This is a genomic window from Phyllobacterium sp. 0TCS1.6A (assembly GCF_026420825.1).
Lineage (GTDB): Bacteria > Pseudomonadota > Alphaproteobacteria > Rhizobiales > Rhizobiaceae > Phyllobacterium.
In genome coordinates, this window is sequence record NZ_JAPMAB010000001.1 from 219,499 (window position 1) to 235,705 (window position 16,207).

Annotated in this window: 14 protein-coding genes and 1 other RNA gene; all 15 read left to right on the forward strand. The window is 62.7% G+C overall.

Going from position 1 to position 16,207, the window contains the following annotated elements:
• Window positions 1-26: 26 nt before the first annotated feature.
• The 15 genes from OSJ75_RS01015 to murC all read left to right on the forward strand — a co-directional run bounded on the left by OSJ75_RS01015 (window position 27) and on the right by murC (window position 16,185).
• Window positions 27-746 carry a J domain-containing protein gene (locus tag OSJ75_RS01015; protein ID WP_250013221.1) on the forward strand — a complete coding sequence of 240 codons (720 nt, stop codon included), beginning with the start codon at window positions 27-29 and terminating at the stop codon, window positions 744-746.
• Window positions 733-1,497, forward strand: coding sequence for an N-acetylmuramoyl-L-alanine amidase (locus OSJ75_RS01020; protein ID WP_267226257.1), 765 nt, complete (start codon window positions 733-735; stop codon window positions 1,495-1,497). The genes OSJ75_RS01015 and OSJ75_RS01020 overlap by 14 nt, the downstream gene beginning before the upstream one ends.
• Window positions 1,498-1,709: 212 nt before the next feature.
• Entirely contained in the window at window positions 1,710-2,492 is a 783-nt protein-coding gene (locus OSJ75_RS01025) for a lytic transglycosylase domain-containing protein (protein ID WP_267226259.1), read from the forward strand.
• A gap of 80 nt (window positions 2,493-2,572) precedes the next feature.
• Window positions 2,573-3,005, forward strand: an RNA gene (gene rnpB / locus OSJ75_RS01030) — RNase P RNA component class A.
• A gap of 414 nt (window positions 3,006-3,419) precedes the next feature.
• Window positions 3,420-3,869, forward strand: a complete 450-nt coding sequence (gene mraZ, locus OSJ75_RS01035) for a division/cell wall cluster transcriptional repressor MraZ (protein ID WP_250013225.1) — start codon at window positions 3,420-3,422, stop codon at window positions 3,867-3,869.
• On the forward strand, window positions 3,866-4,864 hold the full coding sequence (gene rsmH / locus OSJ75_RS01040) for a 16S rRNA (cytosine(1402)-N(4))-methyltransferase RsmH (RefSeq protein WP_250013226.1): 999 nt from the start codon (window positions 3,866-3,868) through the stop codon (window positions 4,862-4,864). Before mraZ ends, rsmH begins: the two co-directional genes overlap by 4 nt.
• A 2-nt stretch (window positions 4,865-4,866) precedes the next feature.
• The gene (gene ftsL, locus OSJ75_RS01045; RefSeq protein WP_250013227.1) at window positions 4,867-5,271 is read left to right on the forward strand and encodes a cell division protein FtsL; all 405 of its coding nucleotides are present in this window, start codon (window positions 4,867-4,869) and stop codon (window positions 5,269-5,271) included.
• Window positions 5,271-7,010 carry a peptidoglycan D,D-transpeptidase FtsI family protein gene (locus tag OSJ75_RS01050; protein ID WP_250013228.1) on the forward strand — a complete coding sequence of 580 codons (1,740 nt, stop codon included), beginning with the start codon at window positions 5,271-5,273 and terminating at the stop codon, window positions 7,008-7,010. The genes ftsL and OSJ75_RS01050 overlap by 1 nt, the downstream gene beginning before the upstream one ends.
• A 72-nt stretch (window positions 7,011-7,082) precedes the next feature.
• Window positions 7,083-8,552, forward strand: a complete 1,470-nt coding sequence (locus OSJ75_RS01055; RefSeq protein WP_250013229.1) for a UDP-N-acetylmuramoyl-L-alanyl-D-glutamate--2,6-diaminopimelate ligase — start codon at window positions 7,083-7,085, stop codon at window positions 8,550-8,552.
• Window positions 8,549-9,982, forward strand: a complete 1,434-nt coding sequence (locus OSJ75_RS01060) for a UDP-N-acetylmuramoylalanyl-D-glutamyl-2,6-diaminopimelate--D-alanyl-D-alanine ligase (protein WP_267226264.1) — start codon at window positions 8,549-8,551, stop codon at window positions 9,980-9,982. The genes OSJ75_RS01055 and OSJ75_RS01060 overlap by 4 nt, the downstream gene beginning before the upstream one ends.
• A 31-nt stretch (window positions 9,983-10,013) precedes the next feature.
• The gene (gene mraY, locus OSJ75_RS01065) at window positions 10,014-11,096 is read left to right on the forward strand and encodes a phospho-N-acetylmuramoyl-pentapeptide-transferase (protein WP_250013232.1); all 1,083 of its coding nucleotides are present in this window, start codon (window positions 10,014-10,016) and stop codon (window positions 11,094-11,096) included.
• A 7-nt stretch (window positions 11,097-11,103) separates the two neighbouring features.
• The gene (gene murD / locus OSJ75_RS01070) at window positions 11,104-12,516 is read left to right on the forward strand and encodes a UDP-N-acetylmuramoyl-L-alanine--D-glutamate ligase (RefSeq protein ID WP_267226265.1); all 1,413 of its coding nucleotides are present in this window, start codon (window positions 11,104-11,106) and stop codon (window positions 12,514-12,516) included.
• Window positions 12,500-13,654 carry a putative lipid II flippase FtsW gene (gene ftsW, locus OSJ75_RS01075; RefSeq protein WP_250013236.1) on the forward strand — a complete coding sequence of 385 codons (1,155 nt, stop codon included), beginning with the start codon at window positions 12,500-12,502 and terminating at the stop codon, window positions 13,652-13,654. Before murD ends, ftsW begins: the two co-directional genes overlap by 17 nt.
• Before the next feature lie 3 nt (window positions 13,655-13,657).
• Entirely contained in the window at window positions 13,658-14,788 is a 1,131-nt protein-coding gene (murG, locus tag OSJ75_RS01080; RefSeq protein ID WP_267226269.1) for an undecaprenyldiphospho-muramoylpentapeptide beta-N-acetylglucosaminyltransferase, read from the forward strand.
• Window positions 14,785-16,185, forward strand: coding sequence for a UDP-N-acetylmuramate--L-alanine ligase (murC, locus tag OSJ75_RS01085; protein ID WP_250013238.1), 1,401 nt, complete (start codon window positions 14,785-14,787; stop codon window positions 16,183-16,185). Before murG ends, murC begins: the two co-directional genes overlap by 4 nt.
• The last annotated feature ends 22 nt before the right edge of the window (window positions 16,186-16,207 follow it).

Sequence of the window (16,207 nt, forward strand, 5' to 3'; positions counted from 1 at the left end):
CGAAAGATATTGAATAAAACAGAACAATGTCGATTTGGCGCCGCATAAGCGATTTCATAACCACCACTGCCGCTGATGCTTTTTCCAGCATCATCGAGGCCGTGCGCACGGCGTTTGAAGGCGACCCCGAGACCCGGCGGCGCGTGGCTTTCTCCATCGCCATGATCGCCCTGTCCGCCAAGATGGCCAAGGCCGATGGCATCGTCTCGCAGGCCGAGATCAACGCGTTTCATCAGATATTCCACGTTCCGGCCCAGTATCGCCAGCAGGTCGAGCGGCTTTACAATCTCGCCAAGCAGGACGTGGCCGGATATGAGGCCTATGCCGCGCAGCTGGCATCGCTCTGCGGCTCGGGGCAACCCAACTGCCAGATGCTGGAAGACGTGCTCGACGGCCTCTTCTATATCGCCAAGGCCGATGGCGCGCTGCACGACCAGGAACTGATCTTCCTCGGCACGGTAGCGGAGATATTCCAGCTGGACGAGGCCAAGTTCGATAGCGTTCTTGCCCGCCATGTCGGCAGCGGCCGCGCCGATCCCTTCCTCGTCCTCGGGCTGCCGCGCAATGTCACTTTCGATGAAGCGCGCAAGCGGTACAGGTCGCTCGTGAGAGACAATCACCCGGACGTTCTCGTCGCACGCGGCGTGCCGGAAGAATTCATCGCCATCGCCAATCAGAGACTGGCAGCAATCAACGCCGCCTGGGAGCAGGTCGAAAAAGATCTCAAGGCGTATGAGCGCGTTTGAATCCGATCATTTTGGCGCGCACGTCCATGCTTCTCCCAATTTCGGCCCGCGCCGGGATGGCAAGCGCGTTACCGTCCTCGTCTTGCACTATACGGGCATGGAGACCGGGGAGGCGGCCGAAAGCTGGCTGGCCAATCCCGGCAGCGAAGTCTCGGCGCATTACCTCGTTCATGAGGACGGTCGCGTCGTGCAGATGGTGCCCGAGAGCGAGCGTGCCTGGCATGCCGGGCAGAGCTCGTGGAAGGGCGAGACCGATATCAATTCCTCTTCCATCGGCATCGAGATCGCCAATCCGGGGCCGTTTGCGGGGTTTCCCGATTATAACGAGGCGCAGATCGAGGCCGTGATCGACCTCTGCAAGGGCATCATTTCGCGCCACCGCATAGCGCCGGAACGCGTGCTGGCCCATTCCGATATCGCGCCCGCGCGGAAGATCGATCCGGGCGAGAAATTTCCGTGGTCGGTGCTTTACGATTCCGGCGTGGGGCACTGGGTTCCGCCGTCGCCGATCCGGGGCGGACGCTTCTTTTCACGCGGCGACAATGGCCAGCCGGTGGAGGCCTTGCAGTCGATGCTGGCCCTTTACGGCTATGATGTCCCCATCGACGGGACGTTCGGAAATGCGACGGAATTGGGAATTCTCGCGTTTCAACGCCACTTTCGGCCCGCCAAGGTTGATGGAGTCGCGGACATGTCAACCATCGAAACGCTGCATCGACTGCTTTCTGCACTTCCGTCCATAAGCGTTTAACTTATTGAGAAAAAAGCGTTTTATTGCGGTGCTTTTTGCACTGCAGCATATATATTTCAATGAGTTACATATTGTTATTTGGCGGATCAATATTCGGCTGCATTGGGCCTGCAAATCCTTGGCCAGTTGTTCCGGCACGAGCCTTCTGGGGGTTGGCCGCTGAACTTTCCCGGCCCGCTTGAGTTTGCGGGCCCCATATTAGACGGAAAATGATGACAAAAAAATTTGGTGTGATTTTCGCCCTTCTGGGGGCGGTGGCTTTGTTTGGTTCAAATCCGGCGTTCAGCGAGCCGGCCCAGCCCACGAACCTGAGGGATCTGTTCAAAGCGAAGCGTGCGGAGGCCGAAAAGGCCAAGGCGCAGAAAGCAAAAGCCGAGAAGGCAAAACCGGCCAAACCGGCCAAGGCAGCAAAGGCAAAGCGTGCGAAAGCGCAGGGGCAGAAGGTAGCTGCAAAAGCTGATCTGAAGAAGAAGGCCGAGCTGAAGAAGCCGGCGGTCAAGCGGCATGCCGGCAAGAAGGCATCCGGCAAGGCAGCGGCCAAGGCGCGGACGCGGATCAAGACGGTCGTTTCGCGCAATATCGATACGATGACGACGGGCAGCGTCGGTACGGCCGGTGGCGCGACGAAATATTCGTCGATCATCGCATCCTATGCGAGCTCCTATGGCGTTCCGGTCGATCTCGCCCATGCCGTGGTGCGTGTCGAAAGCAATTTCCGTCCGGAGACGACTGGTCTTGCCGGTGAGATCGGCCTGATGCAGATCAAGCTCTCGACGGCGAGGGGGCTCGGCTATACGGGCAGCCGGGCTGCGCTCTACAATCCGGATACGAATATCCGCTGGGGCATGAAATATCTTGCAGGGGCACACAAGCTCGGCAATGGCACCACCTGCGGCACGATCCTGCGCTACAATGCCGGCCATGGCGCGACGCGCATGAATCCGGTCTCCGCCAATTATTGTGCGAAGGTCAAATCGCAGCTCGCCTCGAACTAAAGGCGGCGATTTACGCAAAGGGCCGGATTTTCCGGCCTTTTTTGTTGCAATTTGCCGGAACAATGCGTTTATACGCAACGCCAGCTGGCCGGGCAGCCGCGCATGTCAAAAGCCGAAAGGCGGCATGTGAGGAAAGTCCGGGCTCCAGGGAAACACGGTGCCGGATAACGTCCGGCGGGGGCGACCCCAGGGAAAGTGCCACAGAAAGGAAACCGCCCCGCCTGCAAATCGGCTGCTCGCAAGGCAGAAGAGCCGATTTATTGGCGGGGTAAGGGTGAAAGGGTGGGGTAAGAGCCCACCGCGCAACTGGTAACAGGGGCGGCATGGTAAACCCCACCGGGAGCAAAACCGAATAGGGACGGCGTGCCGGGCGCAAGCCTGGCGATCAGTTTCCGGGTTAGTCGTCCGGGTGGGTTGCAGGAGGCGGATGGCAACATCCGTCCCAGATGAATGGCTGCCGCGCCGGGCTCGCGCCCGGCCATACAGAACCCGGCTTACAGGCCAGCTGGCATTTCTCTCCATAGCCGATATGGCGTGCTGTCTCCGCTGCGACAGGTCGCGGCGGCGGCTTTGCAGCATGCAACTACATCCAACGCAAAACCGAACCGATTCAACGGGCTCTAACCCTTCATTAAGCTTAATGAGCCATAAATTAAGAATCGCCGGAAGTGCGTCCGAATTCGGGCTCATTGCCAAGTTGTGTACCCTGATCCCATTGACGCCCATAGTGCCCCATGATAACGATTGGTTTCATCAGTAGCGTTCAGTCGACACGGTGTTTCCCGACATTGGCTCTTGCTTTGCAAGGCCGGCATCCCGCTCGCGGGGCCGGTTTGCCGACGGTCGCTGACTGGCAGTCGCGGCCCGCTGATGCGGCGGGCGTCGCGGTGAAAACGGGAGCCCCTGCGGGCAAGAGGGTGGCAGGCATTGGACCGGTTTCTCGGGCACATCACGAACAGGATCGACGCGAAGGGTCGCGTTTCCGTGCCGGCTCCGTTCCGCTCGATCATTCTGGCATCCGGACATACGGAACTCTACGCGCTGCGCTCGCTGCACCTTCCGGCACTGGAGACGGGCGGCCCCGAACTGCTGACGCGCTTCGACAAGAGCCTCGAGGGCGCCGATCCCTTCACGCAAGGGGCGGACGACATGTCGTTCTACCTTCATGCGGACGGGACCTTCCTGAAGCTGGACGCGGATGGGCGCATCACGATGACCGATTTCATCCGGGAACATACGGGCATTACGAGCGAAGTTACCTTTGCGGGTGCCAATACGCATTTTCAGATCTGGCAGCCCGAACAGTTCGAGGCGCACCGGGCAAGGGTGCGGCAGCGGCTGGCCGAGAGGCGCTTGAACATGGAACGCGAGGCATGAACGAAGCAGCCGACGACAGGCACATTCCGGTTCTCATCGACGAAGTCATCGCAGCGTTGCGTCCCGGCAAGGGCACGCGCATCATCGACGGCACATTTGGCGCCGGCGGCTACACGAAGCGCATCCTCGAAACGGGTGCGGAAGTCATCGCGATCGACAGGGACCCTTCGGCCATCGCGGCCGGACGGCAGCTGGAAAAGGATCATGCCGGGCGCCTGACGCTGGTGCAGGGGACATTCTCGACATTGGACCAGGTGGCCCTTCTCGGCGCGCCGGATGGCATCGTCCTCGATATCGGCGTGTCGTCGATGCAGCTCGACGAGGCCGAGCGCGGCTTCTCCTTCCAGAAGGATGGTCCCCTCGACATGCGCATGTCGAGCGCCGGCGCCAGCGCTGCCGATGTCGTCAACCGTTTCAAGACCGGCGATCTTGCCCGCATCTTCAATTTCCTTGGCGAGGAACGTCAGGCCGGCCGTATCGCGCGGATGATCGAGAAACGCCGCGCGAGCGAGCCTTTCGAGCGGACGCGCGACCTTGCCAATGCCATCGAGGCGCTGGTCGGTCGCAACCCCAAGGTGCCGATTCATCCCGCCACACGCGTGTTCCAGGCATTGCGGATCTTCGTCAATGACGAACTGGGTGAACTCGTCCGGGCGCTGCATGCTGCCGAGCGGGTGCTGAAGCCGGGCGGAAGGCTCGTCGTCGTAACCTTTCATTCGCTCGAAGACCGCATCGTCAAGCGGTTCTTCGCCGATCGGGCAGGGGCGGCGACCGGATCGCGTCATCTGCCGCAGGTGGAGCAGCGGCTGGCGAGCTTCACGCCCATCGGCAAGGGCATCGTGACACCGGGCGAGACGGAACTGGCGCGCAATCCACGATCGCGGTCGGCCAAGCTCCGGGCCGGCGAACGCACGGACAATCCGCCGCTTGCCGAAGATCACTCGATCTATGGCTTGCCGCAACTTCCGCAAATCCATGAAACCGCGAGGAACTGAACGTGCTGCGCACCTTTGACATCATCCTCATCGGCCTCATGATCACGGCAGCTTCCGTGACCTACAAGATCAAGCATGACGCCGAAAAGCAGATGACGCAGGTCAGCAAGCTCGAACGCATGATCGCCGACGAGCGCGACACCATCGATCTGCTGAAGGCCGACTGGAGTCTGCTGACCCAGCCCAACCGGCTGCAGAAGCTCGTCGAGACCTATCACGACCAGCTCCAGCTCCAGTTCGTCGAGGCCCAGCAGATCGTCGGGCTGAACGAACTGCCGCAGCCGAAGCCGGCAGTGGAGAATTTCAAGTCCATTGCAGACATCATAACCGAGGCCGATGCCGGGGCCCTCGGAACCGACGACACGCTGACCGGCAGCGTGGCCAAGCCGAAGGGAGCGACGCACTGATGGCTGGGGCGTGGATCAAGCGGAAGAAACCCGTCGTGCAGGATGCCGGAACGCCGGCCTTCGCGCTCGATGCGCGCAAGAAGAAGACCGGCAGCCGCGCTCGCAATCGCGTCGTCATGGCCATTGCCTGCTTCGTCGGCATTTACGGCGTCATCGGCGGCCGCCTCGTCTATTACGGCATGCAGGAGGATGCGACCGGCTATAACGGCCCGACAGGCAGCACCCTCGCGGCGCGGCCGGACATTCTCGACCGCAATGGCGAAGTGCTTGCGACGGATATCAAGACCAATTCGCTGTTCGCCGAGCCGCGCAAGATCATCGATCCGGACGAGGCCATCGAACTGCTCTCGACCGTCCTGCCGGACCTGAATTTCGAGCAGACCTATAATCGCCTGAAGAGCGGCAGCGGCTTTGCCTGGCTGAAGCGCGGACTGACGCCGCAGCAGAAGAGCCAGATCATGGCGCTCGGCATTCCGGGCATCGGCTTCAGGACCGAGAAGGCACGGTTCTATCCGGGCGGGCCGACCGCGTCGCATATTCTCGGTCTGGTGAATATCGACAATCAGGGCATTGCCGGCATGGAGAAATATATCGACGCGCAGGGGCTCTCCGACCTGCGCGACGTCGGGCTTGCCGACAGCCGTTCGCTCGAGCCGGTCCGCCTGTCGATCGATCTTCGCGTCCAGCACGTGGTTCGCGACGTGGTGGTGCAGGCGATGCAGAAATACAGCGCCATTGCCGCTGGCGCGGTCGTCCTGAACGTCAATACCGGCGAAGTTCTCGCCATGGCTTCGGCGCCGGATTTCGATCCCAACAATCCCGTCGATGTCGGTGACAAGGACCGCCTCAACCGCATGTCGGCGGGCGCCTATGAGATGGGATCGACGATCAAGAGCTTCACCACGGCGATGGCGCTCGATTCGGGCAAGGTCAATCTGCAGAGCACGTTCGACGCGCGCCGGCCCATCACCATCGGGCGCCAGACGATCCGGGATTTCCACGGCAAGGGTCGTGTCCTGACGCTGCCGGAAGTCTTTATCTACTCCTCCAATATCGGCTCGGCCAGGGAGGCCGACGTGGTCGGCATCGAGGGACATCGTGAATTCCTGCATCGCCTCGGCCTGCTCGACCGCATGCAGACCGAACTGCCGGAAGTGGCGCGGCCGATGGAGCCGAAAGTCTGGAAGAAGGTCCATTCCATCACGATCTCCTTCGGCCATGGAATGGCCACAACACCCCTGCAAACAGCGGTCGGGGCAGCTGCCCTGATGAATGGGGGCAAGCTCATCCCGCCGACATTCCTGCCGCGCACGCCGGAGCAGGCGGCGGAGGTGGGCAAGCGGGTGATCAGCGAGAAGACGAGTGAAGACATGCGCTACCTTTACCGCCTGAATGCCGAGCCCGGTTCCGGAGGTTCCGGTTCGCGCGCGACGGTCAAGGGCTACCGGGTCGGCGGCAAGACCGGAACGGCGGAAAAGGTGGTCAATGGCCGCTATTCGAAGGATGTGCGCTTCAATGCCTTCGTCGCAGCCTTTCCGATCGACAAGCCGGAATATGTGGTGCTGACGATCGTCGACGAACCGAAGCCGGAATCCGGCAAGGTCGGTGCCACGGCCGGTTTCAATGCCGCGCCGATGGTTCAGGAGATCATACGACGTTCCGCCTCGTTCCTCGGCGTCAAGCCAGACTTCGAGGAAGAACAACAATCCGCTCCATTGATGGTGAATTTTAATCAGTAGCGCCGCGAATCGAAGCAAAGCCATGCGTTTCTTCCGGCAAAGCATCAGGTAGAAGACAGGTCCGGTCCGGCCATGAAACTAGAACAACTGAACGGTATCCCCGCCCTGGCCAAGTCGGAACTTGGCAGAACGACCATTACCGGCCTGACATCGGATTCACGCCAGGTGGAACCGGGATATCTGTTTGCCGCGCTCAAGGGCTCGAAGGCCGACGGCACAGTCTACGCAGCGGATGCGGCGGCGCGCGGAGCCGCCGTCATCATCGCCTCGAAGGATGCCAAGCTCGGCGGCATCAAGGCTCCGATCGTCTATGTCGATGATCCGCGCCGCGCATTGGCGCTGGCGGCGGCAAGCTTCTACGGCCGCCAGCCCGACGTCATGGTCGCGATCACCGGCACCAGCGGCAAGACTTCGGTGGCCTCGTTCACGCGCCAGATCTGGGCGCATGCGGGTTTCGCCTCCGCAAGCATCGGTACGACGGGCGTCGTATCGCCCCGCCGCGAGGATTATGGCTCGTTGACTACGCCCGATCCCGTCGAACTGCACCGACTGCTCCGCGAACTCGCGGATGAGGGCGTCACCCATGCGGCGATGGAGGCCTCGTCCCATGGTCTCGACCAGCGCCGGCTCGACGGCGTGGTGCTTTCCGCCGGCGCATTCACCAATCTCGGCCGCGATCACATGGATTATCATGCGACGGTCGAAGAATATCACGCCGCAAAGCTGCGCCTTTTCACCGAATTGCTGCCGAAGGGCGGCCCGGCGGTCATCTTCGCCGACGATCCGTTTTCGAAGGCGACCATCGCGGCGGCGACGGCAGTGGGCTGCAAGGTTCTTACCGTTGGCCGCAAGGGCGAATTCATCTCGCTCAAGCGCGTCGAACACGAGCGCTTCCGGCAGCATGTGGAGGTTCATATCGCCGGTGACATCTACGAGATAACGCTGCCGCTCGCCGGTGATTTCCAGGTTGCCAACGGGCTGGTGGCCGCAGGGCTGGCAATAGCCACGGGCGTGCCCGCCGCCGCCGCCATGCGCGGCCTCGAAAGACTGAAAGGCGCTCCCGGCCGTCTCGATCTCGTCGGCGCCACCGAAGATGGTGCGCCCGCCTATGTCGATTATGCCCATAAGCCGGACGCGCTGGAAAATGTGCTGACCTCGGTGCGGCCCTTCACCACCGGACGCGTCATCATCGTCTTCGGCTGCGGTGGAGACCGCGACCGGGGCAAGCGGCCGATGATGGGCGAAATCGCCACCCGCCTTGCCGATGTCGTCATCGTCACCGACGACAATCCGCGCTCGGAGGTTCCTGCGGCCATCCGCGCCGAGATATTGGCCGCCGCTCCCGGCGCCGTGGAGATCGGCGATCGCCGCGAGGCGATTCGCGAGGCGGTGGGCATGATGCGGCTGGGCGACACCTTGATCGTCGCCGGCAAGGGACATGAGGAAGGGCAGACCGTCGGCGACGTGGTGCTGCCATTCTCCGACCATGTCGAAGTGGCGCAGGCGCTGAAGGACCGCGCCCTGGCGGGAAGCGGCTCATGAGTCTGCTCTGGACATCCGACGCCATGCTGGAGGCGATGAACGGGCGGCCGGTCGGCACCCTGCCCGAAGGCATTACCGGCATTTCCATCGACACGCGCACGCTGAAGGAGGGCGAGGCCTTCTTTGCCATCAAGGGCGATGCGCTCGACGGACATGATTACGCTACGGCGGCAGTGGCGGCGGGCGCCGCGCTGCTGGTCGTCGCCGAGGCGAAACTGCCGGCGCTCGGCAAGCTCAAGGCGCCATTGATCGTCGTCGACGACGTGCTGGCCGCGCTGACGCGGCTCGGCATTGCCTCGCGGGAACGGTCCCATGCCCAGATCATCGCGGTGACCGGTTCGGTCGGCAAGACGACCACCAAGGAAGCCCTTCGCCACGTGCTCGCCGATTGCGGCAAGGTGCACGCCTCCGTGGCCTCCTTCAACAATCATTGGGGCGTGCCACTGACGCTCGCAAGGATGCCGGGCGATACGGATTTCGGCGTGTTCGAGATCGGCATGAACCATCCCGACGAGATCAGGCCGCTTGTGAAGATGGTAAGGCCGCATGTCGCGTTGATCACGCTTATCGCTGCCGCCCATCTCGGCCAGTTCAAGAACCTGCAGGAGATCGCTGCAGCGAAGGCCGAGATATTCGAAGGGCTCGTGCCAGGCGGATACGCCTTGCTCAATCGTGATGATAAATACTTCAAATCGCTTGAGAAAATGGCATTCGCGGCCGGCGTCGAGCATATCAAGTCCTTCGGCGAAAGCCGGCTTGCCGACTACCGCCTGATGAAGTTGAAGCTGCATGACGAATGTTCCTGCATGACGGCGCGCCTGGACGGCGAGGAGGTCGTGGCGAAGGTCGGAGCGCCCGGCCGCCATATAGTGCAGAACGTGCTTGCGGTGCTCGGCGCCGCGCATCTGACGGGGGCGGACATGGCCAAGGCCGTGCTTGCCCTGGCGTCGCTGCGGGCCGAGGGCGGGCGCGGGGAGCGCCATGTGCTCGAAATCGGGCGGGGCACGTTCACGCTCATCGACGAGAGCTACAATGCCAACCCCGCCTCGATGCGCGCGGCTGTCGAACTCCTGGCCGCGGCGAAACCGGCCGGCAATGGCCGCCGCATCGCGGTGCTTGGCGACATGCTGGAACTCGGAAAGCACTCCGCCAGGCTGCATGCCGAGCTTTCAGCGGTGATCAGCGACAACAAGATCGACATGGTGTTTTTGGGCGGACCTGAAATGCAGGCCCTCAAAACGGCAATGCCGGTTGATATTCACGCCGAATACAGGCAGAGCGTCGAGGAATTGCAACCGCAACTGCTCAAGACGATCCGGGCTGGTGACGTGATCATGGTCAAGTCATCCAAGGGGACCGGGTTTTCCCGGATCGTCAAGACGCTCTTGCAGAAATACAACGCTGCCGCGCCGCTCGCTCCAGCCGAGTGAACCCGCGGGGAATGGGGAAAGGCATTAGTCGATGCTTTATTATCTTGCCGGCCTGGCGGAACATGTCCAGTTCCTGAACGTGTTCCGCTACATCACGTTCAGGACCGGCGGCGCGCTGATCACCTCGGCGCTGATCGTTTTTCTTTTCGGGCCGCGTATCATCGACTCCCTCCGCATCCGCCAGGGCCGCGGCCAGCCTATCCGTGCCGACGGGCCGCAGACGCATTTCAAGAAGGCCGGAACGCCGACAATGGGCGGCCTCATGATCATGACGGGCATTCTCCTGTCGTCGCTACTCTGGGCCAACTGGTCCAACATCTACGTCTGGGTAGTCCTGCTCGTCGCCGTCAGCTTCGGTGCGATCGGCTTCTATGATGATTACCTCAAGGTCAGCAAACAATCGTTCCGCGGCTTCTCGGCAAGGGCGCGCCTCGGCATCGAATTCCTGATCGCCGCCGTGGCCGGGCTTGCCATCATGTGGGCCGGGCAGGAGCCGTTCTCGTCATCATTGACCTTCCCCTTCGCCAAGCAACTGATCCTCAATCTCGGTATCTTCTTCATTCCCTTTGCCGCCTTCGTCATGGTGGGCGCGGGCAATGCCGTGAATTTCACCGATGGTCTCGATGGACTCGCCACCGTGCCCGTGATGATTGCCGCCGCGTCCTTCGGCGTCATCGCCTATCTGTCCGGCAATGCGATCTTCGCCGATTACCTGCAGATCCATTTCACGCCGGGCACCGGCGAACTCGCCGTCGTCCTCGGCTCGGTGATCGGGGCCGGCCTCGGCTTCCTCTGGTTCAATGCGCCGCCGGCGGCAATCTTCATGGGCGACACGGGTTCGCTGGCGCTTGGCGGCCTGATCGGCGCCGTGGCCGTGGCGACGAAGCATGAAATCGTTCTCGCCATCATCGGCGGCGTGTTCGTGATGGAGGCGATGTCGGTCATCATCCAGGTCGCGTCCTTCAAGCTCACCGGCAAGCGCGTATTCCTGATGGCGCCCATCCATCATCACTTCGAAAAGAAGGGCTGGACGGAAAGCCAGGTGGTCATCCGGTTCTGGATCATCGCCGTCATCCTGGCGCTGATCGGCCTTTCGACCCTGAAACTGCGGTGAGTTGCCGATGATCGCCGCCCACTCCATGAAAGGCAAGATCGTCGCGCTGTTCGGCCTTGGTGGTTCGGGCATTGCGACGGCGAGGGCTATTCTTGCCGGTGGAGCGGAGGTCGTCGCCTGGGACGACAATCCGGAGAGCGTCCTGCGCGCCAGGTCGGCCGGCGTCCCGACGCTGGACCTGCGGCAGGCCGACTGGAAGCAATTCTCCTCGTTCGTGCTGTCGCCGGGCGTGCCGCTGACGCATCCGCGCCCGCACTGGACCGTCGATCTTGCCCGTGCCGCCGGTGTCGAGATCATCGGCGATATCGAGCTTTTCGTGCGCGAGCGTAACCTCGCCGCCAAGGCCGATGCGTTCATCGCCATAACCGGCACCAATGGCAAATCCACCACGACCGCGCTGATCGCCCATATCATCAGGAACGCCGGCAGGGACATGCAACTCGGCGGCAATATCGGCACTGCGGTCATGACACTCGAGCCGCCGGCAGACGGCCGGCTCTATGTGGTCGAATGTTCGTCCTACCAGATCGATCTCGCGCCGTCGCTCAACCCCACGGCGGGTATCCTTCTCAATCTGACGCCGGATCATCTCGACCGGCACGGAACCATGCAGCATTATGCCGAGATCAAGGAGCGGCTGGTCGCCGGCAGCGACACCGCGATCATCGGCGTCGATGACAGCTATTGCGCGGCAATCGCCGACCGGCTGGAGCGGGCAGGCAAGCGGGTGGAGAGAATATCCAAGCGCATGCCGGTCCGGAACGGATTTTTCGCCGATGGCGCCGACCTGTTCGAGGCGCGGGACGGCAAGGCGCGGCTGATCGCGTCGCTCACCGGCATCGGCTCGCTGCGCGGCGAGCACAATGCGCAGAATGCACTCGCCGCCATTGCCGCCTGCCGCACGGCAGGTCTTTCCGAGGAAGAGATCAGCCAGGGCCTTGCCACTTTCCCGGGGCTTGCGCACCGCATGGAGCAGGTCGGGCGTATCGGCCCGACGCTCTTCGTCAACGATTCCAAGGCAACCAATGCCGAAGCCGCTGCGCCTGCGCTCTCGTCCTTTTCGCGCATCTACTGGATCGCCGGCGGATTGCCGAAGGAGGGCGGGATAAGCTCGCTATCCGGCTTCTTCCCGCGGATCGTCAAGGCCTATCTCGTCGGCGAGGCCGCACCGCAATTCGCTGCCGCATTGGGCGATGCGGTGCCGTTCGAGATTTCGGGCACCGTTGCATCGGCCGTCGTCCACGCCGCCGCCGACGCGGCAAGGGACGGTTCGCAGGAGCCCGTCGTCCTGCTGTCGCCCGCCTGCGCCAGCTTCGACCAGTTCCAGAATTTCGAGAAACGCGGCGAGGCATTCCGCGCTGCAGTCCTGGCGCTCGAGGGCGCATCACCGATTGGGGGTTCTGATGGTAAGTCGCATTGACCGTGGTCCCGTCGCCGAATGGTGGTGGACGATTGATCGCTTTCTTCTCGCCGCCTGCCTCAGCCTGATGGGGCTCGGCATATTGCTTTCCTTCGCTGCCAGCCCCGCCGTGGCGGAGCGCATCGGCCTCGAAAGCTTCTACTTCGTCAAGCACCAGTCGATGTTCATGGTGCCCGCCGTCGTCGTCATGTTCGCGGTGTCGTTCATGGCGCCGCGCACGATCCGCCGCTTCGCCATCATACTCCTCGCCGGTTCGCTCGTGGCGATGGTGGGAGCACTCTTCTTCGGCATCGAAGTCAAGGGCGCGCGGCGCTGGGTGTCGCTCGCCGGTATTTCCGTGCAGCCGTCCGAATTCATGAAGCCGGCCTTCGTCATCGTCTGTGCCTGGCTTTTCGCGGAAAACGAACGCCGCAAGGACATTCCGGGCAATTTCTTCTCCATGGTGCTGTTCTGCATCGTCGCGGCGCTGCTCGTCGCGCAGCCCGATCTCGGCCAGACGATCCTGACGGCCGGCACCTGGGGCGCGATGTTCTTCATGGCGGGCGTGCCCTGGATCTGGATCATCGGGCTTGGCGTCCTTGGCGCGGCGGGCTTCTTCAGCGCCTATACGGTATTTCCCCACGTCGCCGGCCGTATCGACCGCTTCCTGACGGGGGAAGGCGACACGTTCCAGGTGGACGCCGGCCGTGAGGCGATCATTCGCGGTGGCTGGCTCGGGCAGGGCCCGGGCGAAGGCACGATCAAGCGCATCATCCCCGACAGCCACACGGATTTCATCTTCTCCGTCACGGCCGAGGAATATGGCATTGCGCTCTGCCTGCTGCTGGTACTCATCTTCGCCTTCATCGTCATCCGCGGCCTGTCGATCGCGCTCAAGGAACGCGATGATTTCACACGCCTGGCCATTTCCGGCCTGGTCATTCTCTTCGGCTTCCAATCGATCATCAACATGTCGGTCAATCTGCACCTGATGCCCGCCAAGGGCATGACCCTGCCGTTCATTTCCTATGGCGGTTCGTCACTGATCTCGGTGGCTATCTCCACGGGCCTCCTGCTCGCGCTGACGCGCCGCCGTCCCGAGGCTCGCCGCTCCGCAACACTGGAAAGCAGCATGGCCTCCATGGCGCGCGCGGGTTAGCCAATGTCGAAGGGTGTTATCTTCCTGGCCGCCGGTGGTACTGGCGGCCACCTCTTTCCGGCCGAAGCCCTGGCGCACGAACTCATCGAGCGCGGATGGGATATCCAGCTGGCGACCGACGATCGCGCCGAGCGGTTCACATCGGGATTTCCGGCCAGCAAGATCCATGTCGTGCGCTCCGCCACCATAGCGGGGCGCAACCCTCTGGCGCTGGCGAGAACGTTCTGGACGCTCTGGCTGGGCAATCTCGATTCGCGCCGGCTGTTTCGTTCGGTGAAGCCGAAGCTCGTCGCCGGCTTTGGCGGCTACCCGACATTGCCGCCGCTCTATGCGGCGACCGCCATGCGCATACCGACCCTCGTCCACGAGCAGAACGCCGTCATGGGACGCGCCAACAAGGCGCTGGCGGCGCGCGTCGATGCTATTGCCGGAGGCTTCCTCGCGGATGCGCCGGGGCCCTATGCTGCAAAAACGGTGATCACCGGAAATCCGGTCCGGCCGGCCGTGCTCGCCGAAGTCGGCAGGCCCTACAAGGCGTCGCAGGCGCATCAGCCGTTTCACTTCCTCGTCTTCGGCGGCAGCCAGGGCGCGCAATATTTCTCGTCCGCAGTCCCGGAAGCCATCAAGCTTCTGGCGCCCGAAATACGGTCGCGGCTCGTCATCACCCAGCAGGCCCGCCCCGAGGATGAGGGGCAGGTGCGCGGCACCTACCAGGCGCTGGGCGTGAAGGCCGATGTCGCGGCGTTCTTCAAGGACATGCCGCAGCGGATCGCCGCCGCGCATTTCGTCCTGTCCCGTTCCGGAGCGTCCACCGTTTCCGAAATTGCCGCCATTGGACGCCCGGCGATCCTGGTGCCGTTCCCCCATGCGCTCGATCATGACCAGGCCGCCAATGCCGCGGCCCTGCAGGCAGCGGGCGGCGCGGATGTGATCAAGCAATCGGAGCTGTCGCCCGAGCGCATTGCAACCCTGCTTGCGCAGGCCATGGATGAGCCCACGCGCCTGGCGCGCATTGCGGAAAATGCGAGAAGCACGGGCAAGCCGCATGCTGCGAGGTTGCTCGCAGACCTCGCAGAGGCTATTGCAACCGGCCAAAGCGTCGAAAAGTTCAAGAAGGAAGGAGTGCGTCCATGAAGATGCCGCTCAATATAGGTCTCGTCCATTTCATCGGTATCGGTGGTATCGGGATGAGCGGCATTGCGGAAGTGCTCCACAATCTCGGCTACAGGGTGCAGGGCTCTGACCAGTCCGATGGCGCCAATGTCCAGCGTCTGCGCGACAAGGGCATCGAGGTCTTCGTCGGCCACGCGGCGGCCAATCTTGGCGATGCCGAAGTCGTGGTCGTCTCGACGGCCATCAAGAAGTCCAATCCCGAACTCGCGGCCGCGCGCGAAAAGCTGCTTCCGATCGTGCGCCGCGCCGAGATGCTGGCGGAGCTGATGCGCTTTCGCCAGGCTGTCGCCATCGGCGGTACCCATGGCAAGACCACGACCACGTCGATGGTCGCGACCCTGCTCGACGCCGGGCGGCTCGATCCGACCGTCATCAATGGCGGCATCATCAATGCCTATGGCACGAATGCGCGCATGGGCGGCGGTGACTGGATGGTGGTGGAGGCGGACGAGAGCGACGGCACGTTCCTCAAGCTGCCGGCCGATATCGCCGTCATCACCAATATCGACCCCGAACACCTCGACCATTACGGCACGTTCGACCGCGTCCGCGAGGCCTTCCGGCAATTCGTCGAGAACGTGCCGTTCTATGGTTTCGGCGTGATGTGCCTCGACCATCCGGAAGTGCAATCGCTCGTCTCGCGGATCGAAGACCGCCGGGTCATCACCTATGGCGAAAACCCGCAGGCGGATGTGCGCTTCGTCAATCTCGTGGTTGACGGTGCGACCTCGCGCTTCGACGTGCAAATCGCCCGGCGCAAGACGGGCGAGATCACGGAGATCACCGGCCTGACCCTGCCCATGCCGGGCCGGCACAATGTTTCGAATGCCACCGCGGCCATCGCCGTCGCGAGCGAACTCGGCATATCGGCGGAAGACATCAAGAAGGGGCTTTCTTCCTTCGGCGGCGTGAAGCGCCGCTTTACCCATACGGGCAGTTGGAACGGTGTCGAGATATTCGACGATTACGGCCACCATCCCGTCGAGATAAAGGCGGTGCTCAAGGCCGCGCGCGATTCAGCCAGGGGACGCGTCATCGCCATTGTGCAGCCGCATCGGTTCACGCGCCTCGCAAGCCTGTTCGACGAGTTCGCCGCCTGCTTCAACGATGCCGATACGGTCGTCGTCGCTCCCGTCTATACGGCGGGCGAAGAGCCGATCGACGGCGTGACGTCCGAGGCGCTGGTGGCGAAGATCAAGACCGCCGCGCACCGCGATGCGCGCTATGTTGCCGGACCGGAGCAGATCGCCCCGCTGATCGCCGGAATAGCCAAGCCCGACGACTATGTGGTCTTCCTCGGTGCAGGCAATATCACGCAATGGGCCTACGCCTTGCCAAAAGAGCTGGCGGCGCTCTAAATCGCTCCTAGCCGAGCGCCTG

Coding starts and splice junctions, on each gene's coding strand:
- rsmH (WP_250013226.1), top strand. CDS start 3,866: ATGAACGAAGCAGCCGACGACAGGCACATTCCGGTTCTCATCGACGAA.
- murC (WP_250013238.1), top strand. CDS start 14,785: ATGAAGATGCCGCTCAATATAGGTCTCGTCCATTTCATCGGTATCGGT.
- OSJ75_RS01015 (WP_250013221.1), top strand. CDS start 27: ATGTCGATTTGGCGCCGCATAAGCGATTTCATAACCACCACTGCCGCT.
- mraY (WP_250013232.1), top strand. CDS start 10,014: ATGCTTTATTATCTTGCCGGCCTGGCGGAACATGTCCAGTTCCTGAAC.
- OSJ75_RS01050 (WP_250013228.1), top strand. CDS start 5,271: ATGGCTGGGGCGTGGATCAAGCGGAAGAAACCCGTCGTGCAGGATGCC.
- murG (WP_267226269.1), top strand. CDS start 13,658: ATGTCGAAGGGTGTTATCTTCCTGGCCGCCGGTGGTACTGGCGGCCAC.
- murD (WP_267226265.1), top strand. CDS start 11,104: ATGATCGCCGCCCACTCCATGAAAGGCAAGATCGTCGCGCTGTTCGGC.
- OSJ75_RS01020 (WP_267226257.1), top strand. CDS start 733: ATGAGCGCGTTTGAATCCGATCATTTTGGCGCGCACGTCCATGCTTCT.
- OSJ75_RS01055 (WP_250013229.1), top strand. CDS start 7,083: ATGAAACTAGAACAACTGAACGGTATCCCCGCCCTGGCCAAGTCGGAA.
- OSJ75_RS01060 (WP_267226264.1), top strand. CDS start 8,549: ATGAGTCTGCTCTGGACATCCGACGCCATGCTGGAGGCGATGAACGGG.
- ftsW (WP_250013236.1), top strand. CDS start 12,500: ATGGTAAGTCGCATTGACCGTGGTCCCGTCGCCGAATGGTGGTGGACG.
- OSJ75_RS01025 (WP_267226259.1), top strand. CDS start 1,710: ATGACAAAAAAATTTGGTGTGATTTTCGCCCTTCTGGGGGCGGTGGCT.